Annotated in this window: 30 protein-coding genes and 1 other RNA gene; 11 read left to right on the plus strand and 20 right to left on the minus strand. The window is 32.0% G+C overall.

The window, feature by feature from the left end:
- Positions 1-2: 2 nt before the first annotated feature.
- Both gatD and NSED_RS00215 read right to left on the minus strand, forming a co-directional pair.
- Positions 3-1292, minus strand: coding sequence for a Glu-tRNA(Gln) amidotransferase subunit GatD (gene gatD, locus NSED_RS00210; RefSeq protein WP_014964226.1), 1290 nt, complete (start codon positions 1290-1292; stop codon positions 3-5).
- Positions 1293-1324: 32 nt separating this feature from the next.
- Positions 1325-3511: a CDC48 family AAA ATPase gene (locus NSED_RS00215; protein WP_014964227.1), complete on the minus strand. Its 2187-nt coding sequence runs from the start codon at positions 3509-3511 to the stop codon at positions 1325-1327.
- 105 nt (positions 3512-3616) lie between these two features.
- Between NSED_RS00215 and NSED_RS00220 the strand changes: the two genes are divergently transcribed.
- Both NSED_RS00220 and NSED_RS00225 read left to right on the plus strand, forming a co-directional pair.
- On the plus strand, positions 3617-4351 hold the full coding sequence (locus tag NSED_RS00220) for a 50S ribosomal protein L2 (RefSeq protein ID WP_014964228.1): 735 nt from the start codon (positions 3617-3619) through the stop codon (positions 4349-4351).
- Positions 4352-4401: 50 nt separating this feature from the next.
- Entirely contained in the window at positions 4402-4680 is a 279-nt protein-coding gene (locus tag NSED_RS00225; RefSeq protein ID WP_016940150.1) for an acylphosphatase, read from the plus strand.
- Here NSED_RS00225 and NSED_RS00230 read toward each other — a convergent pair.
- The 6 genes from NSED_RS00230 to NSED_RS00250 all read right to left on the minus strand — a co-directional run bounded on the left by NSED_RS00230 (position 4677) and on the right by NSED_RS00250 (position 8464).
- On the minus strand, positions 4677-5009 hold the full coding sequence (locus NSED_RS00230; protein WP_014964230.1) for a hypothetical protein: 333 nt from the start codon (positions 5007-5009) through the stop codon (positions 4677-4679). The genes NSED_RS00225 and NSED_RS00230 overlap by 4 nt on opposite strands.
- Positions 5010-5040: 31 nt before the next feature.
- An RNA gene (gene ffs / locus NSED_RS10070) (signal recognition particle sRNA) lies at positions 5041-5352 on the minus strand.
- Positions 5353-5385: 33 nt separating this feature from the next.
- Positions 5386-6300 carry a TIGR00269 family protein gene (locus NSED_RS00235; protein ID WP_014964231.1) on the minus strand — a complete coding sequence of 305 codons (915 nt, stop codon included), beginning with the start codon at positions 6298-6300 and terminating at the stop codon, positions 5386-5388.
- Between the two features lie 42 nt (positions 6301-6342).
- The gene (locus NSED_RS00240; RefSeq protein WP_014964232.1) at positions 6343-7494 is read right to left on the minus strand and encodes a site-2 protease family protein; all 1152 of its coding nucleotides are present in this window, start codon (positions 7492-7494) and stop codon (positions 6343-6345) included.
- An 86-nt stretch (positions 7495-7580) separates the two neighbouring features.
- On the minus strand, positions 7581-8015 hold the full coding sequence (locus NSED_RS00245; protein ID WP_014964233.1) for a pelota family protein: 435 nt from the start codon (positions 8013-8015) through the stop codon (positions 7581-7583).
- A 32-nt stretch (positions 8016-8047) separates the two neighbouring features.
- Positions 8048-8464 (minus strand): hypothetical protein, encoded by a 417-nt coding sequence (locus NSED_RS00250; RefSeq protein ID WP_014964234.1) that lies wholly within the window; start codon positions 8462-8464, stop codon positions 8048-8050.
- A 171-nt stretch (positions 8465-8635) separates the two neighbouring features.
- On the opposite strand from NSED_RS00250, the gene NSED_RS00255 reads away from it, so the two are divergent.
- Complete coding sequence (locus NSED_RS00255) at positions 8636-9055, plus strand: secondary thiamine-phosphate synthase enzyme YjbQ (protein ID WP_014964235.1); 420 nt, start codon at positions 8636-8638, stop codon at positions 9053-9055.
- Here NSED_RS00255 and NSED_RS10385 read toward each other — a convergent pair whose 3' ends face one another.
- Genes NSED_RS10385 through NSED_RS00265 form a run of 3 tightly spaced genes read right to left on the minus strand, consistent with a single transcriptional unit; the run spans position 9056 to position 10485 of the window.
- Positions 9056-9220, minus strand: a complete 165-nt coding sequence (locus tag NSED_RS10385; protein ID WP_014964236.1) for a hypothetical protein — start codon at positions 9218-9220, stop codon at positions 9056-9058.
- 49 nt (positions 9221-9269) lie between these two features.
- A complete protein-coding gene (locus NSED_RS00260; protein ID WP_014964237.1) occupies positions 9270-9716 on the minus strand; it encodes a metal-dependent transcriptional regulator in 447 nt (148 codons plus the stop codon).
- Between the two features lies 1 nt (position 9717).
- Positions 9718-10485 carry a TrmB family transcriptional regulator gene (locus NSED_RS00265; protein WP_014964238.1) on the minus strand — a complete coding sequence of 256 codons (768 nt, stop codon included), beginning with the start codon at positions 10483-10485 and terminating at the stop codon, positions 9718-9720.
- A 118-nt stretch (positions 10486-10603) separates the two neighbouring features.
- On the opposite strand from NSED_RS00265, the gene tes reads away from it, so the two are divergent.
- The 3 genes from tes to NSED_RS10075 all read left to right on the plus strand — a co-directional run bounded on the left by tes (position 10604) and on the right by NSED_RS10075 (position 13394).
- Positions 10604-12268: a tetraether lipid synthase Tes gene (gene tes / locus NSED_RS00270; RefSeq protein WP_026090065.1), complete on the plus strand. Its 1665-nt coding sequence runs from the start codon at positions 10604-10606 to the stop codon at positions 12266-12268.
- Positions 12269-12318: 50 nt separating this feature from the next.
- Positions 12319-12720, plus strand: a complete 402-nt coding sequence (locus NSED_RS00275) for a hypothetical protein (protein ID WP_014964240.1) — start codon at positions 12319-12321, stop codon at positions 12718-12720.
- 122 nt (positions 12721-12842) lie between these two features.
- A complete protein-coding gene (locus tag NSED_RS10075; RefSeq protein WP_076797496.1) occupies positions 12843-13394 on the plus strand; it encodes a glycosyltransferase in 552 nt (183 codons plus the stop codon).
- Here NSED_RS10075 and NSED_RS00285 read toward each other — a convergent pair.
- The gene (locus NSED_RS00285; protein WP_014964242.1) at positions 13391-14122 is read right to left on the minus strand and encodes an SDR family oxidoreductase; all 732 of its coding nucleotides are present in this window, start codon (positions 14120-14122) and stop codon (positions 13391-13393) included. The two genes, NSED_RS10075 and NSED_RS00285, sit on opposite strands and share 4 nt — an antisense overlap.
- An 8-nt stretch (positions 14123-14130) precedes the next feature.
- Entirely contained in the window at positions 14131-15213 is a 1083-nt protein-coding gene (gene wecB / locus NSED_RS00290; protein ID WP_016940152.1) for a non-hydrolyzing UDP-N-acetylglucosamine 2-epimerase, read from the minus strand.
- A gap of 134 nt (positions 15214-15347) precedes the next feature.
- Here wecB and NSED_RS00295 point away from each other — a divergent pair, with 134 nt between their 5' ends.
- The gene (locus NSED_RS00295) at positions 15348-16352 is read left to right on the plus strand and encodes an SDR family NAD(P)-dependent oxidoreductase (RefSeq protein ID WP_156800694.1); all 1005 of its coding nucleotides are present in this window, start codon (positions 15348-15350) and stop codon (positions 16350-16352) included.
- 14 nt (positions 16353-16366) lie between these two features.
- Here the strand turns inward: NSED_RS00295 and NSED_RS00300 are convergent, their stop codons facing one another.
- The 4 genes from NSED_RS00300 to NSED_RS00315 all read right to left on the minus strand — a co-directional run bounded on the left by NSED_RS00300 (position 16367) and on the right by NSED_RS00315 (position 19571).
- Positions 16367-17239 carry a glycosyltransferase family 2 protein gene (locus tag NSED_RS00300; RefSeq protein ID WP_014964245.1) on the minus strand — a complete coding sequence of 291 codons (873 nt, stop codon included), beginning with the start codon at positions 17237-17239 and terminating at the stop codon, positions 16367-16369.
- A gap of 6 nt (positions 17240-17245) precedes the next feature.
- Positions 17246-17719 carry a hypothetical protein gene (locus NSED_RS00305; RefSeq protein ID WP_014964246.1) on the minus strand — a complete coding sequence of 158 codons (474 nt, stop codon included), beginning with the start codon at positions 17717-17719 and terminating at the stop codon, positions 17246-17248.
- A gap of 73 nt (positions 17720-17792) precedes the next feature.
- A complete protein-coding gene (locus tag NSED_RS00310) occupies positions 17793-18359 on the minus strand; it encodes a class I SAM-dependent methyltransferase (RefSeq protein WP_014964247.1) in 567 nt (188 codons plus the stop codon).
- Positions 18360-18494: 135 nt separating this feature from the next.
- Positions 18495-19571 carry a glycosyltransferase family 4 protein gene (locus tag NSED_RS00315; protein ID WP_014964248.1) on the minus strand — a complete coding sequence of 359 codons (1077 nt, stop codon included), beginning with the start codon at positions 19569-19571 and terminating at the stop codon, positions 18495-18497.
- Between the two features lie 104 nt (positions 19572-19675).
- Here NSED_RS00315 and mtnA point away from each other — a divergent pair, with 104 nt between their 5' ends.
- Complete coding sequence (gene mtnA, locus NSED_RS00320; protein ID WP_014964249.1) at positions 19676-20737, plus strand: S-methyl-5-thioribose-1-phosphate isomerase; 1062 nt, start codon at positions 19676-19678, stop codon at positions 20735-20737.
- Between the two features lie 36 nt (positions 20738-20773).
- A complete protein-coding gene (locus tag NSED_RS00325; RefSeq protein WP_014964250.1) occupies positions 20774-21412 on the plus strand; it encodes a PqqD family peptide modification chaperone in 639 nt (212 codons plus the stop codon).
- Positions 21413-21414: 2 nt separating this feature from the next.
- Here NSED_RS00325 and NSED_RS00330 read toward each other — a convergent pair whose 3' ends face one another.
- A complete protein-coding gene (locus NSED_RS00330; protein ID WP_014964251.1) occupies positions 21415-22062 on the minus strand; it encodes an SDR family oxidoreductase in 648 nt (215 codons plus the stop codon).
- 142 nt (positions 22063-22204) lie between these two features.
- Here NSED_RS00330 and NSED_RS00335 point away from each other — a divergent pair, with 142 nt between their 5' ends.
- Positions 22205-23041: a hypothetical protein gene (locus NSED_RS00335; RefSeq protein ID WP_232212344.1), complete on the plus strand. Its 837-nt coding sequence runs from the start codon at positions 22205-22207 to the stop codon at positions 23039-23041.
- Positions 23042-23097: 56 nt separating this feature from the next.
- Here the strand turns inward: NSED_RS00335 and NSED_RS00340 are convergent, their stop codons facing one another.
- Complete coding sequence (locus NSED_RS00340) at positions 23098-23337, minus strand: hypothetical protein (protein WP_014964253.1); 240 nt, start codon at positions 23335-23337, stop codon at positions 23098-23100.
- A 117-nt stretch (positions 23338-23454) separates the two neighbouring features.
- On the opposite strand from NSED_RS00340, the gene NSED_RS00345 reads away from it, so the two are divergent.
- On the plus strand, positions 23455-24048 hold the full coding sequence (locus tag NSED_RS00345) for a hypothetical protein (RefSeq protein ID WP_014964254.1): 594 nt from the start codon (positions 23455-23457) through the stop codon (positions 24046-24048).
- Here NSED_RS00345 and NSED_RS00350 read toward each other — a convergent pair.
- Positions 24012-24503: a hypothetical protein gene (locus NSED_RS00350; protein ID WP_026090068.1), complete on the minus strand. Its 492-nt coding sequence runs from the start codon at positions 24501-24503 to the stop codon at positions 24012-24014. The genes NSED_RS00345 and NSED_RS00350 overlap by 37 nt on opposite strands.
- Positions 24504-24507: the final 4 nt, after the last annotated feature.

Here is a 24507-nt window from a genome sequence, read left to right on the forward strand (position 1 = left end):
GATTATATTGAAAATTCAGATGCAATTCTATTAAGCATGATTTCTTTAATTTCATCAAGATTTTCAGTGTTTCCAGTAACCCACATTGCTTTGACTAATGCGACTTCTGGAATCATGTTTTCTAAAGGAATTATGCCTAAATCGAGTAAATCTCTACCACTTTCATAAACTGTCATTCTTACTCTGCCATCAATACATTGAGAAGTCATTCCCATAAAGATGCCTTTTTCATTTGCAATTTTTACTACTGAATACATATTTTTTCCAATATGTCCTAATCCTGTACCTTCAAAAATTATTGCTTTATAATTAGAATCTATGATATTTTTTAACAAAGATGGATTATATCCTGGATGATACTTTACTAATGCAACTTTTTCATTTATTTTTATTTTAGGTTTAAATTCTGTAGTTGTAAAAAAATCTTCTTTCATATTTTTATAAATTTCATTATTAACAATTAAAAATGCAGGATCATCTCCGACTGTTTGGAATGCCCCTCTTTTACTTGTATGATTTTTTCTTACTCTTGTACCTATATGACATGCAATCGTTTCATCATTTTCATCTTGATGCATAACAACGTAGATGCCATTTGTTTTACATTCAGTTAGAAATTTTGTAGCTCCAATTAGATTTAATGCTGCATCTGACGATGCCCGATCTGATGATCTTTGTGAACCTACTAATGCTATTGGTATTGGAAAACCTGAAAGTGAAAAAGAAAGATAAGATGATGTATAATGCATGGTATCTGTTCCATGTGCAATAATAATTCCCGAATACTCTGATTTAGAATATTCTTTTATTGTTTCAGCAATTTTCAACCAATGTTCAGGCATTATGTTTTCTGAATATTCTGAAAATAGTACTTTTGTGTCTATGTTTGCAATTTTTGCAAGTTCTGGAACAGACGAATTCAATTCTTCAGCAGTTAATATTGGCGTAACTGCACCCGTTCTATAATCAATTTTACTTGCAATTGTACCTCCTGTTGACAATAGTAGGATATTTGGCAAGGCCTTGTCTTTTTCAACCCTTTCATTTTTTTCTATTATTTTTTCTAAAGATGGATTTTTTTCAATCTTTTCAATTTTTGTAATTTCTAAACCAATATTGTATCCGCTCTTTAATTTTAAAACAATATGTTTGTCATCACCGTGTTCATATCTGGGCATAATTATGCCTGAATATGTGATATCAGCTAAAATTTTTACAGAATCCCCGACTGAAACTTGGTTAGTTTTAAGAAATTCTAATGATTTTCCAACGTAGCCTGTATATTCTGACATTTATGAGAATTAGATTTCTTATTTAATTAAAACTACCTGTAATAGGAAGCTACCAATTTTTCTCCAAGCTTGAGATCTTTTTGTTCTCTAACTTTCTTTACTGCTTCTTCAAAGTGCTTCATAGTTACTTTGGCATCAACATCACTTTTTTCAATATCTTTTACATCTGGATGTGAGTCTAAGAATTCATGAATTACCAAAGATACTGCTGTATTTGCAATGGATGCTGTATCTGCACCACTTAACCCGTCTGTTAATTCTGAAAGCTTTTCAAAGTCAATATGTTGAGGATCTTTTTCATCACTAACTGTTGGAATTTTCTCTGCATTAATTTTCAATATACTCTTTCTACTTTCCTTATCTGGAAGTGGAATCTGAATAATTTTATCAAATCTTCCTGGTCTTAATAGTGCAGGATCAATCATATCTGCTCTATTTGTTGCAGCTAATACAATGACTCCGTGCATATTCTCCATTCCATCTAATTCTGTTAATAATTGACTGACAACTCTTTCGGTAACTGCTGTTTCCCCACCAGCTCCTCTGATTGGAGCAATAGAATCAATCTCATCAAAGAATACAACACATGGTGCAGATTGACGTGCACGTTTGAAGATCTCTCTTATTCCTCTTTCTGATTCACCTACCCATTTTGATAAGAGTTCAGGGCCTCTAACTGAAACAAAGTTAGCTTCACTTTGAGTAGCTACTGCTTTTGCAAGTAACGTTTTACCAGTACCGCTTGGACCGTGAAGTAAGATTCCTCTTGGCATGTTGTGACCTAATTTATCATAAAGACCTGGATATTTCATTGGCCATTCTACAGCTTCTTGTAGTTCTCGTTTAACATCTTCTAATCCTCCTACATCATCCCATTTCACATCTGGATTTTCAATGAATACTTCTCGCATTCCAGATGGTGTCACCTCGATCAATGCTTTCTGGAAATCTTCATGATTTACAATCAGTTTATCTAAAGTTTCAGGAGGAAGCTTTTCTTCTTCTAAATTCAAAACTGGCAGTAGTCTTCTCAAACATTTCATTGCAGCCTCTTTACAAAGATATTCTAAATCTGCACCAACGTATCCGTGACTGACTGAAGATATTTTTTCCATGTTGACATCATCTGATAACGGCATGTTTCTGCTATGAATTGCAAGAATGTCTTTCCTTCCTTTCTTATCTGGAACCTTAATTTCAATTTCTCTATCAAATCTTCCTGGTCTTCTAAGTGCGGGGTCAATTGCATTTGGTCTATTTGTTGCAGAGATAACAATTACCTTGCCCCTTGCCTCTAGTCCATCCATTAAGGATAGCATTTGAGAAACAACTCTTCTTTCAACTTCTCCAGTAACTTCTTCTCTTTTTGGAGCAATAGAATCAATTTCGTCAACAAAGATAATTGATGGAGCTTTTTCTCTTGCTTCTTTGAAAATTTCTCTTAATCTAGCTTCACTTTCACCATAGAACTTACTCATAATTTCTGGACCTGAAATACTGATGAAATGTGCATTACTTTCATTTGCAACTGCTTTTGCAAGTAATGTTTTACCAGTACCTGGAGGACCATACAACAATACTCCTTTTGGTGCTTCAATTCCTAATTTTTCAAAAATTTCTGGATGTCTTAATGGAAGCTCAATCATCTCTCTTACTTTTTTAATCTCATTTGAAATACCTCCAATATCTTCATAGGTTACTTGTGGAACACCACGTAATGTTTCTCCCTTCTCTGCAATATGGAAAACTGTTTTTTGAGTTACCAAAACAGCATCAGCTGCTGGATTTACTCCGATTACTTGGAAAGTTAAACGTCCACCAAAGTATGGAACCATTACATTATCTCCTTTAATCAAAGGAACACTTTCTAACGCATCTGCAAGATATCTTTCATCTATTGGAGGAATTGCTTCTAGTGGTGCAACTACTACTTTCTCTGCAGCTACTGCTTTTATTTTTCTAACAGAAATTGTATCACCAATCGCAATTCCTGAATTATTTCTACCTAATCCATCAATCCTGATAATCCCCTTTCCTTCATCTGAAGGATACAGTGGTAGACATTTTGCCACTGTTCTTCGTTTACCTTTAATTTCAATAACATCACCTGTAGAGGCATTTAATGTATCCATTGAATCATAATCGATTCTTGCTACTCCTCTTCCAACATCTCTCGTATATGCTTCAAGAACTTTGAGAGAAAGAGCATTTTGACTCATACTCAATGGCCTCAATTCTAATTTTTATACCTTTGTGGTAATTTCTCTAACTTACAGCAAGAATACCACAAGCTTAAAATTCTCTTTAGGTAGGAAACGATCAACTTGGGTAAGAGACCATTAGTTCGAAGACGGGGCCGAGGAGGCAATCAGTTTAGATCTACTTCTACTGGTAAAGTAGGAGTAAAAGCCAATTATCCACGTTTTCCACTAGCAGAACAACATGAGGGTGAAATTATTGATCTTGTCCACGAGCGTGGTAGAGAAGCACCCTTAGCTAAAGTTAGATTTGAAGATGGTTCTGTCTCATTTGTACCTGCAGTTCTTGGAACTACAGTTGGTACAACTTTACAATTTGGATTAAAATCACAAATAGAAAAAGGAAATGTCATCAGCGTTCAAAACATTCCTGATGGTACAATTGTATGTAATATTGAAAAGCACTTCGGAGATGGTGGTGCTATTGTTAAATCAGCAGGCACTGATGCAACAGTTTTCTCACATGGGGATGATGGTGTTACTGTTAAACTTCCATCAGGAAAATTTACCACTCTTAATCCTAAAAATAGAGCAATGATTGGCACTCTTGCTGGCGGTGGAGCTAGTGAAAGACATTTTATGAGTGCAGGTAACAAGTGGCGTAGTTTTAAAGCTAAAGGAAAGAAATATCCAATTGTTAGAGGTGTTGCTCAAGCAGCTTATGTACACCCACATGGTGGTGGCCGTCATCAACACGTTGGACAAAGTTCCACAGTCTCAAGAGATGCTCCTCCTGGTGCAAAGGTAGGTAGCATTGCTGCAAGAAAGACTGGTAGAGCTAGAATTAAAGAAAGAAAGTAGTTTTTAGTTTAACCTAAAACTGATTAATAGCTCAATAAAATATCCATGTAGTGTCAAATTACAGAGTTCGGCTTTTTGTAACTGGAAAAGTACAGGGCGTTTTTTTCCGCCAATCACTAAAAGTCATGGCAAAAAAAAATAATGTTTTTGGTTGGGTAAAAAATCTCAAAGATGGCAGAGTTGAAGCTATTCTAGAAGGAAATGAAGAAAATGTAAGTAGATTGGTTGAATGGGCGCATGGTGGTCCTGCAAATGCAAGAGTCGAAGATGTAGATATTCGTAATGAAAAATTTACTGGGGAGTTTTCTAAATTTGATGTATTGTATTAGTGAATTTCCTCAAATGCGCTTTTAATAATTTGCGTATATTCTGAAATTCCCTGATCTTTTTTAATCTGAATAACCTGAATGGGATCTTTTCTTCTTTTCTGAATTTTAATTATAACCCCTTCTCTTTCAGGTTCTACATCTGCAAACCATCTAAATGTCATTGATTTGCAAAAAACTATTCTGTGCATTCTGACATCTTCAATTACTTTATCCCCTAATGAGAAACAAAATTCTCTAATTGAATCAAATAATGGTAATACAGGACTAGGAATTTGTTTCTTAAAGTCTTCATAACTTCTTTTATTACCAAATGAGATAATTCCTTCCACAATCTTAAAAATTTGATTTTAATTATAAAGGTAGTAGATCTGCTGGCTCCAGTCTAGACGAATAGCCCCATTTCAAGGCATACAAGATCCGCCACGTTGACGAGGAAGCGTGGATGCTCCACCTTAGGATTGCTCCCTCCCGGACCTCATCCCTTTCGATGGTTCGGTCTTAGAAGTTATCCCTTCGGATATTTCTAGTCCTGCAACCACCCGCCTCGGCGTGATTTCATTTCCGCACACCAAGCGGGAATTACCCATCTAGAGATTTACCCAACAGTTGCTGATCTCTGCATATAGCCGGTTTCAGAATAGGGCACGGCTGGCACCCTGATCCTACCTACTACCATTTTTCCTAAGAAAGTATGTTATATTTGCATTAGGTTTGATTTTCTTTTAGTTTTAAAACTACACTACAAACTGAGCATACATTACCTGTACAATCGTTTCCACATTTTTCACACTTCATCTTTTCTTTTGAATTAGAATTCTTTACAGTCTGTGAAATTTTGAGAATTGATTGATAAAAATTATTTTTAATTCCATTATGTTGATTTTCTAATGAATTAAGAAATTCACGAATTTCTGTTCTTATTCCCTCATGCATATGTGGACACGGTTCTGATTGAAATGGCATATCATTTGTAAAAGCATAAAATACAATTTCTGATTCATAAATCTCACAAAATGGTTTTATTTTTCTTAAATCATTTTCAGATGTATCAGGATCCATCCAACCAACCTTTGTGGTATCTCCTGAAAGCATGTTAATCACAAACGTTTGTAATGTATCATCTAAATTATGTCCTGTGGCAATTACATCTGCACCTATATCTTTAGCTGCATGATCAATTGCCCTTCTTCTTAATGTGCCACAAATTGAACATGATGATGTTTTTTCATTCTCTCTTAAATCTAATGCTTCATCAAGTGTTAATTCAAAGAGATCCTTGTAAGAGTAAATCTTGTGTTCTACATTAAGTTCAGTACAAAACTTTTCAACTATCTCTAATGCCTCATCCCTATATCCTGGAATACCTTCATCGATAGTAATTGCGATAATTCTAAAATTATGAGTTAATGCCATTTCATTAATTATTTTTAATAATACTAGGGAATCTTTTCCTCCTGACACTGCTACAGCAACTAATTCATTATGCTTGATCATGTTATATTTTGAAATGGTTTTTGCAGTTTTTCTTACAATTGACTTTGAGAAACATTGTGAACAAAGTTTTTCACCAGAATATTTTCTTGTATATGCTGGAGGGTTCTCACATCTGTCACATTTCATGAAATCATCTAGACTTTTTCATTAATGATTCTTTAGGTGATTTTAGATTGTAAACCATCCAGATTTCAAATATGATAAGGCAATATTGAGGCCAAATAGCACAAAGGTGAATGCATAGATTCCCCACATTACAATATTGACTGATTTATCTGAAATTCTTTTATCAATAATTGTATGAATGAATTTTCCTCCATCTAAAATTGGTAAAGGAAGCATGTTGATAATCCCGATGAAAAACGAAATCATCCAAAGCCATAACAAAAACATTGAAACATTTGGATCATTCCATTCAATGAAATTCATCACTGGTTTGTATGCAAATGAATTGTCCCTCATAATTCCAATTAATCCTCTTTCTGCATCTTCAGGTGCAGGCATAATCTCTACTCCGAAGTGTAGTGTTTGACCGTCTCTAATTACTGAAACACTTGCAGTATCTCCCGGACTAAGTACAGGAAAGTCAACCGGACTGTATATCGGTATACCATTAATTGACGTGATTATATCATTTGCAAGCAATCCTGCTTGTTCAGCACCAGAATTTTCTATGATAGAAAGTATCAAGACTCCTTCAGGAAGTTCATAAAATACACTTAGGAGGGGTTCAGGTAAAACCATTGCAAAAAATGGATTTGTTAATAAAATAGCACCTAAAACAAATGCAAACATTACATTTGATGTGGCGCCTGCACCAATCACTCTTAATTTTGAAATCTTTTTCGCTTTTTCAAATTCTTCTTCATCGGGTTCGACAAATCCAGCAAACATTGCAACAAATATTGCAAATCCACCGGTTTTGATTTTAATTTTTTCAAGAGCAGCTACTATACCATGTGCACCTTCATGAATTACAAGCACAATTGGAATAGATAGTAAAAAGTATGTAATTGATGATGCTGATGTTAATGTGATACCTGGAATTAGTACAGTTAGTTCTGAAAATTCTGATTGTGCAACAAAAAAGTTTGAAACATTATTTAGCAAAAACCAAAATGCAAATGCCATCATAATAAAACCTGCAATTACACTTGTATCTGCAAAAACTCGTATACCTCTTTTTGTTCGACTTAATACTTTTAAGAGAACTTCATTTACTCCCTTATTTTTGTATACGAGACTGTATGCTTTGATCTCAAAACCATACTTTTCAAATTTTAGAGCTTTTGCAACTATTACAATAACTGCCCATGCCATTAAGACATAGATTATCGAATTCTGAGTAATAAAATCAAGTTCCAAACTAATTGTTAATTTTTTAAGGTACGGCCATTTATCGTTTACTATGAAACCAGTAATAAACTTGTATCAATTGCAACCAAAACAAAACTGACTTGATTGTTACTTGATTCTAAAAGTTTTTTTTCAATTGGTAGCCATTTCTTCTTTGAAATTGTAATTCCATCGTTTAGTTTTATAATAAATGAATGATGTGATCCGTGTGGTACTGATTCATTACTTGATTCAGAAATTGTACCTCCAACTCTTAATCTATCCAAGACACCGTCAAGTGAAATTTTTTCTACGGTTAATGCAATTCTGATTTTGATTCTTTCTCCTTTATCTGGTCTAGAGTAATCTTTGTCTTGTTTTAATACTCTTGTTGTATCTCCAATTACTTTATCATTTTCTTTGATTATGCGGCGTAAATTCAAAAGATCTTCAGAGTCTTCAGGTATGACTGAAATTGAATTCTCATCAATTGGCTTTGTAATCATGATATTATTCTAATTTACAGAAAGAAAAGAGTTTAACTTGCTGGTTCTTCAGTTTTTGTTTCTTGAGATTTCTTTTTTAGATAATTTTCAACCCATTCTAAAGTAAGAACACCTGATTCAGACAAATTTGTTAAAGAATTTGCAGATGCTTCTCCAGTAACTTTGCCATTATTTCTTCTAAGTTGTCTCCACTTTAGAGACGTGTTTCCACTTTTTGAATTATAGATTATTCCCAAAACATCTTTTCCATTTACAAATGTGATATCTCTAATTTTTTTCAAAGTAACTTTATCGGCTGCTTCGACATAGATGGCACCTAAGCTGTCTTCTCTTTCTGCAAAAACCTCAGAATCCTCCAAATATGCTCTTGGTGCATATGATTTACAGGTACTTGAAATGACAAATCTTCTGAAACTTTCCAATGAAGCAGGAGTGTCTATTGTAACCATTTTGAATGAATAAACTATTGGCCATTTATCAAGCTTCTTGAAAGACTCAATAGGAATCTGCTTGAAATATGACTTGCGGGCAGTGATGTACCTATCCCTTTGATTGATGATGAGGATCTTGAGTTCTGAGCCTGCCTTAGGATTTTAATGGATGACATTTAATTAAAAATCATGAAATCTCTGACTGAATATTTGATATTTGAAGTTAAAACAAGAAGAGCTTTTGTCAACATTACATCTGATGTGAAAAAATTGGTAACAAAAAGCAAAGTTCAGGAAGGACTTTGTCTTGTAAATGCAATGCATATCACAGCAAGTGTTTTCATTAATGATAATGAAGGTGGATTACTACATGATTATGAAAAATGGTTAGAAGGATTGGCTCCTCATGCTCCAACTACACAATATGATCATAACAAAACAGGTGAAGACAATGCAGATGCACATCTAAAACGTCAAGTGATGGGACGAGAAGTCGTTATTGCTATAACAAATGGAGAATTAGATTTTGGACCATGGGAAGAAATTTTCTATGGTGAATTTGATGGAAAAAGACCAAAAAGAGTTTTAGTTAAAATTATTGGCGAATAATTATCCAAAGTCTGCATCACGTTTTTGACTCTGTGATTCATTCTTCCTTGCCGCATCTCTGAATTCGTCATTATGATTTTGAGGCCCATGTCCACATTTTACACATGCAATTTTGAAACCATCCTCATTTTTTTCATATGTCTCACAGCCACAGAAACATGCCATGATTCAATATAATTTCTGAGATGATATATCTTTTGGGTTGTAATTTCAGTTATGCTGATTTACAACATTCGCCCATTGGAATTTCATGATCATGTGGACACTTTCTTGGATGCTTTAGCATAACACAAAGAGCATCTGTGAATTGTTTATTCATGTGATGCTCAATTCCACAAACCATCTCTTCATCAATTTCAACTTTGAGTGCACTATCCATTAAAACTTCTAGTAATCTACTATTTCGCATCATGCTTGCACCTATTCTTTCTCCATCTTCAGTTAATCTTACACCTGCTTTATTGTAATTTACAAGATTTTTACCATTCAATTTCTTTAACATTTGAACAACGCTTGGCTGTCTTACATTGAGCATCTTTGCAATTGTGCTAATTTTAACATCCTCTCCTCGTTCTTTGATGTGCCAAATTGCTTTAAGATACATTTCTACATGTTCTGCTTCTGCAGTTCCTACGAATAATGCTTCATCTAATTCTTCCATATCATACCTTCTTTGAATCTTTTAATAAATATTCAAAGTATTGACGTGCAAATCCTGCCAATCCTGCATGATCTGCCCAAATTGCAACAACCTCTGAAGAATTTACTCCTCCTATTTCTGGACCTAATAGAATAACGACATATCTTTTATCTGAAATTATACCTCCTCCAAAGAGCCCCTTCTTGATTGTTACAGTAGCAACTCTTTTGATTGCTTTAATTGATTCTTTATCCATCTTATCTGATGTTAGAATTGTAATGTCTACTCCTTTGTCATGAAGTGATCTTAATTTTGGTAATGCTTGTTTCACTAAATCTACTCCAGCTTCAGGTAATGCAATCATTACTTCATTCCTACACGTCTCTACCATTTCTAAAATTTTAGCTGCAATGTTTACTGCACCTGATAGTACCCAAATATCTGGTCTTTCACTAGTTCCACTTTTCTCATACAATGGTACTAATTCATTTAAGATAACATTTTGATTCTGTGAAAAATCAGTTTCCATTTTTTGTTTTGTAGTTTCCAAACCTGTAGATGGTGACTTTGCAAAATATTTTGTTGGTCTTGAGTCATCTGAACCAATCCAACCTTTTTCTTCCAATGTTCCTAGCACTTCGTAAATTTTTGAGTATGGCACTCCTGATTTTTGACTAAGATCAGATGCTGTTAGTTCTCCTGATTTGAGCAATGCTGAAAATGTTCTAATCTCATAACTGGTAAGACCAATCTTTTCTAATGCCTTTCGTGTTTTATCTGATATGCTCATCTGCGATCTAGTCGATCAGTTTTGATATTTAAATCAGGTATGCCTGCCTCCTAAATTCCCCACGGGGGCAAGTAGGAAATGCATTATATATCATCTCAGAAAAGTCAACCTTGTAGGTATGGCACTAATTCAGATATCCAATCAATCGACTAAAAATTTAGGAAAGAAATCCACTATTAGATTCACTCAAAGTATCTGTCCAGACTGTAACATGATTCTAGATGCTGAAGTCTTTGAAAGAGATAATCAGGTATTCATGTCAAAAGTTTGTCCAACTCACGGTGAATGTGAGGAATTATACTTTGGTTCTTATGAAATGTACAAAAAATTCAGTACATACTGGATGGATGGCAAAGGTGCTCATTCTCCAAACGTAATGATTGACAAATGCTCATGCCCAAACAACTGTGGATTGTGCTCAAACCATTTGTCTCACAGCGGATTGGCAAACATGATTGTAACTAATAGATGTGATTTAACATGCTGGTACTGTTTCTTTTATGTAAAGAAAGGCCTTGAAGGCGCTTACATGTATGAGCCAGACCATACTCAAATTAGAGGCATGATGAAGACTCTTAGAGCTGAGAGACCAATTCCAGGTAACTCCATGCAAATTACTGGTGGTGAACCAATGCTTAGAGAAGATATTGCTGATGTTATCAAAATTATGAAAGAAGAAGGTGTTGACCATATTCAGATGAACACCAATGGTATTAGACATGCAATGGATCCTGAAGCTGCAAGAGAAGTAAGATTAGCTGGATGTAACAACTTGTATCTTTCATTTGACGGTGTAACTGCAAGAACAAACCCCAAGAACCACTGGGAGATTCCATATGCCCTTGATAGTTGCAGAAAAACAGGTACTACAGTAGTCTTTGTTCCAACAGTAATCAAATCAATTAACGACCACGAGTTAGGTGGAATTATCAGATATGCACAAAAGAACATGGATGTAGTTCATGCAGTAAATTTCCAACCAGTATCATTAACAGGAAGAATGGGTAAATCCGAACGTGAAAAATACAGAATCACAGTTCCTGATTGTGTTCAAAGAATTGAAGAACAGACAAACGGTGAAGTAACTGTAGATGACTGGTTCCCAGTTCCAAGTTGTATGCCACTAACTAATGTAATTGAAGCATTCTCAAGCAAACCAAAATATGAATTGTCAATTCACTTTGCTTGTGGTGCAGGAACATACATCTTTGAAGATGCAGACACAAAGAAGTTTGTCCCACTAACAAAATTCTGTGACATTCAAGGAATGTTAGAATTATTTGAAGATAAAGCAGAAGAAATCCGTTCTGGTAAAAACAAGTACTTTACAATGCTTGAAGTTGTAAGAAAACTCAAAGGCTTTGTTGATACAAAGAAACAACCTGCAGGATTAGACCTTGCAAAGATGTTTGGTAACATACTCATGAAGAGATCATTTGATTCAGTTGGTTCATGGCATGTCAAAGGATTGTTCCTTGGTATGATGCACTTCCAAGACAAATACAATGAGGATCTTGAAAGATTACAAAGATGTGATATTCACTATGTAACTCCAGATCTCAGAATAGTTCCATTCTGTGCATTCAATGTAATCCCAGAATGGTATAGAGATAGAATCCAAAAGAAATACTCGATTACTGTAGAGGAATGGGAAGAAAGAGAAGGTGTCAAACTCGAAGACGGTCTATACAGAGGTCTTATGAGACGTGGAGCTGGTGATGAACTTGCTGCTGGATGCGCCAAGAGTCAGATGTTCCATGATGCTGCTCAAGCAACAATGTAATAGAGTTTTTTAATCCAATCCCTTAAAACCTCATTTTCATTTTCCATATTATGAATATCGGAATTATTCATGGATTTGTTGGTGGAGGAGGTGGAATAGAAAAAACTTTAGATGCAATTCTTACTTCTTTAGAAAACACTAAACATGAAATCACTCTGTACACATTTTCAAAACCAAAACTATCATCTAAAAATATTCAGATAAAAAGCCTACTTCCAATATCTATTTCATCATTCGGCTTATATCAGAGACTAATGGAATCAAAATTAATCTTAAAAGCAAAAAATGAGGATATTTTAATTCAAGCCTCTGGTGGTCTTGGAATTCCCCACAACAAAAATCAAAAAATTATTGTGTACTGTCAAAGTGATTTTTCAAACGAATTAGATAATCCCTCCACAAAATATACAGGATTATGGTCATTATATTACAAATTATATTATAAAAAATAAAAAAATTTGTAAATAATATTTCAAATCCTAATGTTTTTCTAATAAGCAATTCAAAATTTATTCATAATTCAATTAAATCCAAATATAATAAAGATTCTCAAATTATTTATCCTCCAGTTAATATACATGAATTCAATCCTAAAAATAAAAAAACTCAAGTTATTTCAATAGGAAGATTTTCGGAAGAAAAAAATCTTGAATTTGGAATTAATGTTATATCTAAATTAAATTTTCCATATCATATAATTGGAAATACAAAAACAAAATCAAATATTTTATATTTTGAAAAACTAGAATCTAAAATAAAAAAACTTGAGTTAAAATCAAAAATTAATCTTTTAAAAAACATTGATAGACATAAACTAGTAGATTACATGAATAATTCAAAAGTATATTTTCATTGTTCTAATGAAACCTTTGGAATTTCTGTTGTTGAAAGTATAGCTGCTGGATGTATCCCGATAGTTCCTAATACAACTGCACATAAAGAAACAGTTCCCAAAGATGATTTAAGGTATAAAGAAAATGATGAAAATGATGCTAAAATGAAAATTGAGGCAGCATTGCGAGGTGATTTTGATAAATATCTGCACGAATTGCAAGAGCATATAAAAAAATTCTCTGAAGAAAATTTTCATCAATCATTTTTAAAAATAGTTGAAAGTCTTAACTAGTTTTTTGATATCTTATATTTTTTCCATTTTTTTGAATCTAAACTCATATCCATAGTTAGTTTTGGTCCAGAATAATCCTTAATTGTCATAGGCTGTATGTCAGGTGTTGTAATTCTTGCTAGCTCTAACATGGAAATTTTCTCATCTCCAACAATATGAATAATTCCTCTTTTATTGGAATTTATAACATCGACAATTCCAGTTGCAACATCGTCTGCAAAGAGATATGTGCCAAATCTATCTGAAAATGCTTTAGGATATGGCCATTTTTTTCTAGCAGCAAAATTTGTTCTAATGATTAAATAATTTGGTATTTTTTTAACCTCTTGCTCTCCTAATAATTTTGACAAAGCATAGAAATTTTCTGGATATGGGATAGATGACTCATCATACATTCCTGTGTTGCCATCAAAAACACACGCAGTACTTACATAAACAAATTTTCCATTCGGATTTGTTTTCATTAATCCATCAATGAGATTTATTGTTCCATCCACATTTGTTTTCCATGTTAATTCCCTTTCTTCTTCACATTTTCGTATACTCGTAATTGCAGCTGTGTGTATTACAATGTCAATTTTTTCTCTATTGAAGAAATTGGTTACTTGTTCTTTATTTGTAATATCTAATTCTTTATGATTTGGAGTTATTGCATCAGGAAATTTTTTCTTTAACTCAGAACCAAGAGCACCTGAAGAGCCAGTAATCAAAATTTTCAAATTATTCATAATATTTACTAAAATTTTTGTCTCTCAATTTTACCACTTAGTATATTTGCTACTCTATCAGAGGTCTTGTTATCTCCTAAAGAATTAATCCATTCTAATTTATTTTTTGATGAAGTAATTAATTTAACAGATTTCACAAGATTATCAGGTTCTAACCCTGAAAGTATATTTCCACCGGCTTCGATGTATTCTGGGCGTTCTGTACTTTCTCTAATAGTAACACATGGAACCCCAAAAAACAATGCCTCTTCTGGAACAGTTCCTGAATCTGTAATTATGCAAAACGCATTTTTTTCTAATTTAGTAAAATCAAAAAATCCTAGAGGCTTAATACATTCTATGCATTTGGGAATTTTTTTCTTAATTTTACTAAGAGTTCTTGGATGTATGGGGTAGATTATTCTTTTCTTAAATTTTAAATGAATCTTTTCTAAACCTGAAAATATTTTTTCTAAACTCTTTGGATCATCAACATTTTCACTTCTATGAGCAGTTATCAAAAAATAATCTTTTGTACCAAGTTTCATTTTTTCCAATACAGAACTATTCTCAATTTGTTTTGTAAAATAATTAATCACTTCAATTATTGGATTTCCAACAACATAGATTTTACTAGTATGGATATTTTCCCTTATCAGATTCTCTCTTGAATAATTTGTATATGGTAAAAGAACTGATGAGAGATGATCTATCAAAACACGATTTTTTTCTTCTGGCATTCGAAAATCATATGCTCTCATACCAGCTTCTAAATGCACAATCTTTATTCCATGATGTGAGGCTGGAATAGCTGCTAATCCACTATTTGTATCACCTAAAATGAGTAAAACATCTGGTTTTTCTTTTAAAATAATTTTTTCACTTTTTTCTATAATTTCCCCAATTTCTTTTCCATAATTTCCTGTATTGACTTTTAGATTATAATCTGGCTTTCTAATTTTTAGATCTTTAAAGAATATTCGATTTAACTCTGGTGTGAAATTTTGATTGGTGTTAACCATAATATGTTCAAAATTAGTTTCTAATTTGGCAAAAATTCTACTTAATCTTATTATTTCAGGCCTAGTTCCAAAAATTGACATAACTTTCATATTTTTCTTTGATTCTGTAGATGAATTAAAACTTTCAATAGTTTTTACAGCCTAAATGCTGAAATAGATTCTAAAATAATTATTCGAATTGAATACGACTAATTTATTAATTCATAATTTTAAATCAGTTTGATTTGAAATATTCTAATGTTTTGAATAACAAAAATATCTTGATAACTGGAGGTACGGGTAGTTTTGGACATCAAATGATTAAAGAATTAATGCCTTACAAACCTAAAACTGTTAGAATTTTTAGTCGAGATGAAGATAAACAGCATTCAATGAAAATGGAATTAGAAAAGGAACCTATCTTTAAAAAAATAGAATTCGTTATTGGTGATGTTCGTGATTATGATAGAATGTATACTGTTACAAAAGATATTGATATAGTTTTTCATGCTGCTGCTCTTAAACAAGTACCTACTGTGGAATCACATCCATATGAAGCTGTAAAAACAAATATTTTTGGAGCATATAATGTTGTTAAAGCCTCTGTAGTAAGAAAAGTCAAAAATGTTATTGCGGTTAGTACTGACAAAGCAGTTAAACCAGTAAATGCTATGGGAATGACTAAAGCCTTACAAGAAAAAATTATTCTTTCTGATGATTTATCAAAAGATGGAACAAAATTTTGTTGTGTAAGATATGGAAATGTTCTTGGAAGTAGAGGAAGCGTAATCCCATTATGGAATTCAAAAATAGAAGCAAAACAACCTTTGCCAATAACTCATAAAGAAATGACTCGATTTTTACTTACATTATCTGATGCCATAGATTTAGTATTTTATTCTCTTAAACATGGAAAAGGTGGGGAAATTTTTGTTAAAAAAGCTCCAGCTGCAAAAATGACTGATCTTGCATTAGCATATGCTGAATTGAAAACAGGAAAGAAAGACTATCCTCTAGAATTTATTGGTGTAAGAGCTGGAGAAAAAATTGATGAAGTACTTGTTTCTCATGAAGAGATGAGACGTGCTCAAGAAAGGAAAGATCATTTTGTTATTAATCGAGAAAATGATTTTGATATAACATCTTTAAAGAAATCTCTAAAAAATATTGAATATGATTCAAGCAATGCAAATCATTTGAGTATAAAAGAACTAAAAGAAATTATGAAAAAACTCAATTGGGTTTTGTAAGTTTACATTTTTGATTATTTTTTAATTGTATTAAAATAAATTTTAAATATATTATCTGTGATTGATTTTGGCAATTTTTTTACTATTTTGTCTCTTATCAAATGTCTAATTTTAATTGATATTGGTTTTCTTCTTACCTTTTCTTTTAATGCATTTTGATATTTTTCTCGTTCTTTCAATTCTAATTTATCAAGAATCATTTTTCTAATACTATTTGCTTTATCTAACGATTCTCCAATTTTTGATTGGGTAAGTTGTTCCTCATGAACTCTGTATTTTGCTAGAATTTTTGGAATTAAATGCAATCTACATCCATAAATAACACAAAACCTTAACCACAATTCATAATCTTCAGCATAACCAATTGTTTCATTAAATCCTCCATATCGTTCTAATGCTGATTTGTGAATTAAACTTGTAATTCCATTACCAATATGATGATCTAATAAAATAATATTAAAATCAAATAGATCTAGATTATTGTAATTTGGCTCAATAAATTGTTTGATTGTTTTACTATTTGAATCAATTATGTCGTAATTAGAGTATAGTATCGTATTTTGTTTATTTTCAATTTTTTCAGACTCTGTTATTAATTCCTCAACTGCATTAGGATATAATACATCATCTGCACTCATCCATTTAAACCAGTCTCCTGTCATTTTTTCTATTGCTAAATTAAATGCAGATGCTGTCCCTCCATTTAATTTTGAAATTATTTTAATTCTATCCGAATACTCTTTTAGAATTTCTAAAGAGTTATCTGTTGAACCATCATTAACTGCAATTATTTCAATATTCTTGTATGTTTGATTTAAAACAGATTCAATACATTCTTTTAAATATTTTTCAGCATTATAAACTGGAATAATGATTGAAACTTTCATTTTTGATTATTTTTTTTCTGGAAAACTATGACCTTTAATTAATAGATCTAATTTCCTTTCAATTTCTTTGATTCTTTTAATATCCTCTTCTGATAATTTCTCATTTTGAAGAATTTTAACATTTGTTCTCAAAAGTTCTACATACAGTGGAGCAAACACTTCTTTCCAAAAGCCAGGAGGTAATCTATAGAAATATGGATTTATTTCTGTTTCAACTTCTATTTGAGATCTCTGAGCTCTACTTCGTTTAACATGCCAATATCCCATACTGATACTTAGAGGTACCGCAATCGCCATTACGACAATTATCCATTCTGTAAAACCAGGAAATATATTCTTTAGAGTAGGAATGTTTTGAACAGCTAAATAATATGTGGTAACCATCATGTTTGCAACTGCTATCACAAAAACAAGATACATCGAGTATCCCTGCCTTAAGTAATACCATACTCTAAAAGGATTAACCTTCTTTACATTCATGATCGATTTCTCCTAAACACTCTCATTTTACTCTTTTATCCTATTTATGTAAACTTAAATAACAATTATCTGTTTATGAAATTTCTTTAATTGCCAAAGTATTTTTATCTGGTTCTGGAAATGTGACATTATATCCTCGTTTTTCAAAAATTTCTGGCTTAATGAGAGATTTATGTAATTGATAAGGATTTTTGCCCATTCCCCATGCATCCTCTTCATTTTTCTCATTTAATTCAAATTGTTTAGGTGTGTATATAATCACTTTTCTTCTTGATATCCTTTCCATTTCATCAAGAAGCTTTAAACTTGTTTCTTCATTCATATGTTCTAAAACATCTAGAGAAATAACTATATCAAAACTATTATCTAAAAAAATCTCTGTATTTTCCACATTTGATTTTAAAACAATATATCGCTCTTTGTTTTTTTCTAGATATTTTTCCCAAATATCTACCCCTACTATCATTTTGCAATTAAGATTGGCAGGAATTGATTTTTTACCTTTTAATCTTTCTAATGTGGATAATTCTGGATGTTTTTCAATGGAATCTGTAGTTGCCTGCATAATTCCACATCCTAAATCTAAAACAATATCTGAACTATTAACATGATTCTGAATAATCTCTCCTAACCAATTCATCACATTTAGTTAATACTAGTAATAATAATTGTTTTCTCAAACATATTGAAATATTACAAGATATATTAAAATTAGTTTGAAAATGTCTATTGCAATTCTAGGTCAGAATTAAAAAGATTATTTCTTATATGATGATTAAGTAATCATAATCTCTTCAATAAATTCAAGTATATTTCTTTGAAATTTTTTGGTTTGAAATTTTTCTATATGTCTTTTTAATTCTGGCAGATATTTGTCAAAATCTCCTCTCAATGCTGCCTCAATTTTCATTTTAGCATCATTTTCATCATTTTCTTTATAACGTAATTCTTCAAATGGGACTGTCTCTTTATGTGCAGAATTATCAGGAACAATTGGTATGCATCCTGATGCTATACTTTCTACAACGGAAATCCCAAAAGTCTCTATGGATGGATGAAAGTATACCTTTGATGAAAACAATATTTCTATCAGACTTTTTTGTGAAATATTATTATAAAGATGGATGTTTTTATAATTTTCTAGTTGTTTTTTTAGATCATCATAAAATTCAATTTGTTTAAGCTTTGAATTTCCAATAACGCTAAAATCTACTTCACAGCATTTTAATATTTTACTAAAAAAAGTAAAATTCTTTTCAGGAGCATATCTTGTAATTGAAACCACTTTCTCTGTTTTCACTATCTTATTTGAAAATAATTCTAAATTGACTGGAGGATAAATAATCTTAGAATCTACACCAAATAATTTTTTAATACTATTTTTTGTAAACTCTGAATTTGATATTAAATGAATATTTTCTTCGTTAAAATGTTTGAGATTATTTTTTATGTCATTTTGTACAATCTTATATAATATACCGCGCCAACCTGGAATTTTTTGATCAATAAATTTTTTTTCATACTCAAATGTACTATGACAATAAAGAATAATTTTTTTTCTTGGTAAAAACCTGAACCCAAATCCTCCATCCATCACAATAATTAAATCTTGATCATTTACTTTTGAATAAATTTTTTTATTTTCAATCTGTTTTTTTAACTTCCATAGATATGGCATGGTAGAATTAATTTTCTTAATTTCAAATTTTTTTGATTTTTCAAATTCAGTGTCAGTAGAAGTGTATAAAGTGATATCATGATTTGTTTTTTTTAATGCATCAATTAATGCAGAAGTTGTCCTCTCAGCTCCCCCTAATAGATCTAGAAATTGATGAATTATCCCAATTTTCATTATATATCTTCAAAATTATCTAGAATATAATTTGAATATTGTTGAAAACAATTCAATTGGATAAAAACTAATTATTTTAAATATGGATGAAAAATTTCTAATTTATGGATGACAAAACCATAATAGATTCATCACTTCGAACAGTAGAATGGAAAGACAACAAAGTGATTATGATTGACCAGACCCAATTACCGAATGAACTAGTATTTGTAGAATATGACGATTTTAACCAAGTTGCAAATGCCATCAAAACTTTGATAGTCAGAGGTGCACCTGCAATTGGTGTATCTGGTGCATTTGGTTTAGCATTAGCCTCTTTACAAAGCAAAGCAACAACAAAAGAAGAATTACTATCTGATTTGAAGAATGCAAGAAAAATTCTCTTTGCAACAAGACCCACTGCAGTAAATCTGGGATGGGGATTGGAAAAAATTATGAATATCGCTAAAACTGGTGAAACAGTTGAACAAATTAAAGATCTAGTAATCTCTACTGCTAAAAAAATGGCAGATGAAGATATAGAAATAAACAAAGCTATGGGAAAGAATGGTTCTGTTTTATTTGATGATAATGATACAATAATGACTCACTGCAATGCTGGTGCTCTAGCTACTGTTGCATATGGAACAGCATTAGGTGTAATTAGAGCAGCCAGAGAAAGTGGAAAAAATGTCAAGGTTATAGCAACTGAGACCAGACCGATTCAACAAGGATCACGATTAACAGCATTTGAGTTAAAACATGATGGATTTGATGTTAGTTTGGTTCCTGACACTGCAGTAGGATATTCGATGGCAAATGGATTAGTAAACAAAGTTGTAGTCGGAGCTGATAGAATTGTAAAGACAGGCCATGTCTTTAACAAAATTGGCACATATCAGGTAGCAACAATGGCCAAACAACACGGAATTCCATTTTATGTTGCAGCCCCATTATCAACAATTGATCTAAAAACAAAGGCTGAAGATGTCATTATTGAAATGCGTAATGGGACAGAAGTTACAGGAATTGGTGAAAAAAAAACAGCCCCCGATGATATTGGAGTTATTAATCCTGCATTTGATATGACTCCCCCAGAATTAATTTCTGGAATAATTACTGAAAAAGGTGTGGCTACAGCCCCTTATGAGGAATCAATCCCAAAATTATTTGAAGCTAATAATTAGAAAGTTTTTATTGTTTTTCAAACTGCCCTATACAATATGAGTACTGTTTCTGCACAGGCAATTGAGGATTCACTAAAACAATGCATGGATCCTGAAGTTCCACTAAATATTGTAGAAATGGGATTGATCTATGGAATTGATGTTACTGAAAACAATGATGTTAATATCAAAATGACAATGACCACACAAGGATGTCCTTTACATGAGACTTTAATTCAAGATGCAACAAGATACGCAAAAAAAGTTCCAGGAGTAAATAATGTGAAAATAGACATTGTATGGGAGCCTGCATGGTCAATGGATAAAATGACTGAAGAGGGAAAATTAAAAATCAAAAACATGGGTGCTGCAATGAATACTCCTGCTCCAATTAATTATGAAACTGCATTACCTCAAGGAGTTGGAAAACTAGTACAACAAGAAGACGGCTCTATGGTTTTGGCAAATGAGCATGAACAAGGATTTATGGTTAATCAAGCAATTGTTGACTTTTGGAAGTCTTGTAATGGACAACGTAAAGTCACCGAACTGGTTGAAGTGTTTGCTCAACAGACAGGACTACAAAGAAAGCAAGTTGAAAAAGAAGTCATGCAGTTATTACAACAACTACGTGAGGGTGGATTGATTGCAATTGCAGGTCAGCCAGACTCACCAAATGTAGAGTTTAAAAAATAATTCTAAAAAATATAGTCTGAATTTGCACCATCAAAGTTTATTGTGACTCCTGAAAGATATTTGATCTTATTTTGAATAATTGATTTGACAAAATTACCTATCTCTTCTGGCTCACCTAGTCTTTTCATAGGCAATGTTTTTTCAAATTCTTTGACATTTTCAATTAATTCTTGAGTTCTGTCTGTGTTAATAGGGCCAGGTGCTATGTTGATGCAAGAAATATTTTTTCCTGCATATTCTTTACTTAATACTTTGAAAACTTCTGCAAATGCAGCACGATATGCTGATGATATTATCAACTTTGCATTTGGCTCTTTAATTACACTAGAACTAATCAAAAAAATGTATCCTCCATCATTAATTTTGATATTTTGTAAAATGGTGATAAATCCTAGAAATAATTGATTGTGATATAGTTTCCAATCCTCTTCAGTTATTGTAGGAAATGGTTTTGGAGCTGGTCCCCCTGTGTTTAAAACTAGAATGTCTGTTTGAGTATTTTTTTCTAAAAATCCTTTAACACTATCCATATTTGATGTGTCAATATCATTTTTGGATGTTGCAAAAACATCAATGTCTATTGATTTAAGTGAATCTGAAATGGCTTGACCTATTCCACGTGAACCTCCAAGAACGATTGCACTAGTCATAATATTTCAAAAAACATTTGATAATTAAATTTCTTTACTAAAATTTCTTAAAATGTTGTATGCTTGTATTAAAACAATCAGTATGATTTAATCTAATAATTTCTACGTATTCTTCTTAAGCATTTTTTTGTGTTTGTATGTAATGACAAAATTACTGTATGCCACAATCATTACTTCTATAATTATAATGTCTGTTTTCAATACTAACGCATTTGCACAGTCAGATTTTAAAAAAATCAATAATGATGAAATACAAAATAATCTGGTTGCACAAGATATTCTTGCAAAAATAGAGCTATCAAAAAAACAGTTCTTGCAAGCAAAAGAGATTGAAAACAAACGTAACGCACAACAAAAATTCATTGATGAGCAACGAACTATTGCACAAAAATCACTTCAACAAGAACTACAAAGAATGGAAAAAACATATGAAGAATTTACACCTCGAAATGCCTTTACAAAATATGTTTCAAATCTTAATGTCACAAACCATGAGATATTCTGGGATCAATTTGATTATCTCCATACAAAAATATCTCTGGCAAGAGACGCAAGGGATTCTGTTCTTAAACAGGGTGGAACATTTTCTGATGCCATGAAGCAATATGTTCAGTTTGCAAAGATGCCAAAAATTGAAATGCAAAATATTGTGAAAGAACTTAACATAAAACACAATCTTGCACAAAAAGACATTCAATCAAATTTTGATATCAATGGAAAATTACCAAGATACGAAAATGATCTTGAAGCTCCATGCTATGGTTGTACTGCAAAAATCTCTAAAGTCAAAATTGATTCTGAACAATCAGTTCCTATAACAAGAACTGTTTTGGAACCAAAGCCTACAGAGATCACTGAACTAAAAGACTCTCTTTCAGATCTCCAAAACCAGTTCTTGGAATCAAAAAATATTATAGCTCAGAAAAAAATGGTATTTGAGATGAATGAAATCCTAAAACGAATTCAAATTCTTGAATAACCCTTTTCTCTTATTTTTGTAGATAAATTTTAATTTAATTAGAATATTTTTACTATTTAGATTTCTTTAATTTCTGTTATGGTGCCTAACACTGAATCCATTTGAATAATTGCCTTTTTCTCATCCCATCCTAATGCAACATACCAATCTCCTGCATCATCATGATATTTCGTTTCCAGCGTTTTGAGAACTTCAGGCTTTACATCATATTTTTTTGCAATACCTGAAACTGCTAATGCAATTGCATCTTTTTCCTTTTCTAGGCGCCTTTTCATTAATCCTATACCTGGACTCATAATCAAACTTGGATTGTTTCATCTAATATAGTTAATTCATAAAATTACCCACAAGCTGAATTTTTCTAATTGAAATCTTTACAATATTTCAAATAGCCCTACTATTGTAGATACAAAATGAAACTAATTCAAAGATTTTCAAATTCCGCACTTGCAAAATCAAGCACTCTTGTATCACTAGTATCAATTTTGGCAGTTATTGGCCCTATAGTTATTGTTTCAGCAGGATTTTGGGATGCTATATCCCATCTCCAAAAAGAACCAGAGTTTTTCTGGAGCCCTTCTCATATTGTAGTATACTTTGGAGTTTCAATGACTAGTTGCGCTGCAATCATGGGATCTATTCTAATAGTTAGAAAATCAGTTCGCGGTTCTCTAAAATCTGGAATCAAATTAGTAATTGTAGGATCTGTTTTACAAATTGTTTCAGGATTTGGGGATTCTTTGTCTCATGATGTATTTGGAATTGATGGATTAATCTCATGGTCTCACCAACCACTAGAATTAGGGCTGGTACTTGCATCATTGGGAGCTGTTTTGATATTAAAAAATAGAGAACACACTAAACTCAAAATATTTCTTCCATTCTCAATTGTAGCATTTTTATTTTTTACAACTTGGCTGATTTTTAATCTTGTATTGTTTTTTGGTCATACAATACAATGCATTCAGATCTATGAGATATTCTCTTCTGGCTGTTCTATATTGTAATTTTTAATTTTCAAGTATGATATCATAATAATAACAACAGCACCAACAAGTATCATCATCCCAGATGGAAACATTTTCTGAGAATTTGTATTCCCAAATTCTATTTGAAGATTAATTGGATTTTTTGCAATATTTGTAATTTTCATTGTATACTCGCCATCTTCATTAAAATCAAAATATCCTACTGACATTTTTGTTTGTACCATTTGTTCTTGAATCACATTGTCTTTTGTATCTAAGATCTGAACAAATACTTCTTCTCCTGAAAATTCAGGCATGTATAGTTTGAAATACCCTATGTCTATTCCTGAGAATTCTGATTTTGCTTCAAATGAACTTGATTCTTTTAGTATGACTGAGTCATATTTTTTTTCAGTTTCATCAAAAATTAATGCTGTCCAAACCATTCCTATAATGACTATTATCAATCCAATCTTCAATGGTGATATCTTCATTTCA

Source organism: Candidatus Nitrosopumilus sediminis (assembly GCF_000299395.1).
GTDB classification, from domain to species: domain Archaea; phylum Thermoproteota; class Nitrososphaeria; order Nitrososphaerales; family Nitrosopumilaceae; genus Nitrosopumilus; species Nitrosopumilus sediminis.

What these genes read in the sequence shown, in the direction of transcription:
- gatD (WP_014964226.1), bottom strand. Translation starts at nt 1,292, where the DNA reads ATGTCAGAATATACAGGCTACGTTGGAAAATCATTAGAATTTCTTAAA.
- NSED_RS00215 (WP_014964227.1), bottom strand. Translation starts at nt 3,511, where the DNA reads ATGAGTCAAAATGCTCTTTCTCTCAAAGTTCTTGAAGCATATACGAGA.
- NSED_RS00235 (WP_014964231.1), bottom strand. Translation starts at nt 6,300, where the DNA reads ATGAAATGTGACAGATGTGAGAACCCTCCAGCATATACAAGAAAATAT.
- NSED_RS00240 (WP_014964232.1), bottom strand. Translation starts at nt 7,494, where the DNA reads ATGGCATGGGCAGTTATTGTAATAGTTGCAAAAGCTCTAAAATTTGAA.
- NSED_RS00245 (WP_014964233.1), bottom strand. Translation starts at nt 8,015, where the DNA reads ATGATTACAAAGCCAATTGATGAGAATTCAATTTCAGTCATACCTGAA.
- NSED_RS00250 (WP_014964234.1), bottom strand. Translation starts at nt 8,464, where the DNA reads ATGGTTACAATAGACACTCCTGCTTCATTGGAAAGTTTCAGAAGATTT.
- NSED_RS00255 (WP_014964235.1), top strand. Translation starts at nt 8,636, where the DNA reads ATGAAATCTCTGACTGAATATTTGATATTTGAAGTTAAAACAAGAAGA.
- NSED_RS10385 (WP_014964236.1), bottom strand. Translation starts at nt 9,220, where the DNA reads ATGGCATGTTTCTGTGGCTGTGAGACATATGAAAAAAATGAGGATGGT.
- NSED_RS00260 (WP_014964237.1), bottom strand. Translation starts at nt 9,716, where the DNA reads ATGGAAGAATTAGATGAAGCATTATTCGTAGGAACTGCAGAAGCAGAA.
- NSED_RS00265 (WP_014964238.1), bottom strand. Translation starts at nt 10,485, where the DNA reads ATGAGCATATCAGATAAAACACGAAAGGCATTAGAAAAGATTGGTCTT.
- tes (WP_026090065.1), top strand. Translation starts at nt 10,604, where the DNA reads ATGGCACTAATTCAGATATCCAATCAATCGACTAAAAATTTAGGAAAG.
- NSED_RS00275 (WP_014964240.1), top strand. Translation starts at nt 12,319, where the DNA reads ATGAATATCGGAATTATTCATGGATTTGTTGGTGGAGGAGGTGGAATA.
- NSED_RS00285 (WP_014964242.1), bottom strand. Translation starts at nt 14,122, where the DNA reads ATGAATAATTTGAAAATTTTGATTACTGGCTCTTCAGGTGCTCTTGGT.
- wecB (WP_016940152.1), bottom strand. Translation starts at nt 15,213, where the DNA reads ATGAAAGTTATGTCAATTTTTGGAACTAGGCCTGAAATAATAAGATTA.
- NSED_RS00300 (WP_014964245.1), bottom strand. Translation starts at nt 17,239, where the DNA reads ATGAAAGTTTCAATCATTATTCCAGTTTATAATGCTGAAAAATATTTA.
- NSED_RS00305 (WP_014964246.1), bottom strand. Translation starts at nt 17,719, where the DNA reads ATGAATGTAAAGAAGGTTAATCCTTTTAGAGTATGGTATTACTTAAGG.
- NSED_RS00310 (WP_014964247.1), bottom strand. Translation starts at nt 18,359, where the DNA reads ATGAATTGGTTAGGAGAGATTATTCAGAATCATGTTAATAGTTCAGAT.
- NSED_RS00315 (WP_014964248.1), bottom strand. Translation starts at nt 19,571, where the DNA reads ATGAAAATTGGGATAATTCATCAATTTCTAGATCTATTAGGGGGAGCT.
- mtnA (WP_014964249.1), top strand. Translation starts at nt 19,676, where the DNA reads ATGGATGACAAAACCATAATAGATTCATCACTTCGAACAGTAGAATGG.
- NSED_RS00325 (WP_014964250.1), top strand. Translation starts at nt 20,774, where the DNA reads ATGAGTACTGTTTCTGCACAGGCAATTGAGGATTCACTAAAACAATGC.
- NSED_RS00330 (WP_014964251.1), bottom strand. Translation starts at nt 22,062, where the DNA reads ATGACTAGTGCAATCGTTCTTGGAGGTTCACGTGGAATAGGTCAAGCC.
- NSED_RS00335 (WP_232212344.1), top strand. Translation starts at nt 22,205, where the DNA reads ATGACAAAATTACTGTATGCCACAATCATTACTTCTATAATTATAATG.
- NSED_RS00340 (WP_014964253.1), bottom strand. Translation starts at nt 23,337, where the DNA reads ATGAGTCCAGGTATAGGATTAATGAAAAGGCGCCTAGAAAAGGAAAAA.
- NSED_RS00345 (WP_014964254.1), top strand. Translation starts at nt 23,455, where the DNA reads ATGAAACTAATTCAAAGATTTTCAAATTCCGCACTTGCAAAATCAAGC.
- NSED_RS00350 (WP_026090068.1), bottom strand. Translation starts at nt 24,503, where the DNA reads ATGAAGATATCACCATTGAAGATTGGATTGATAATAGTCATTATAGGA.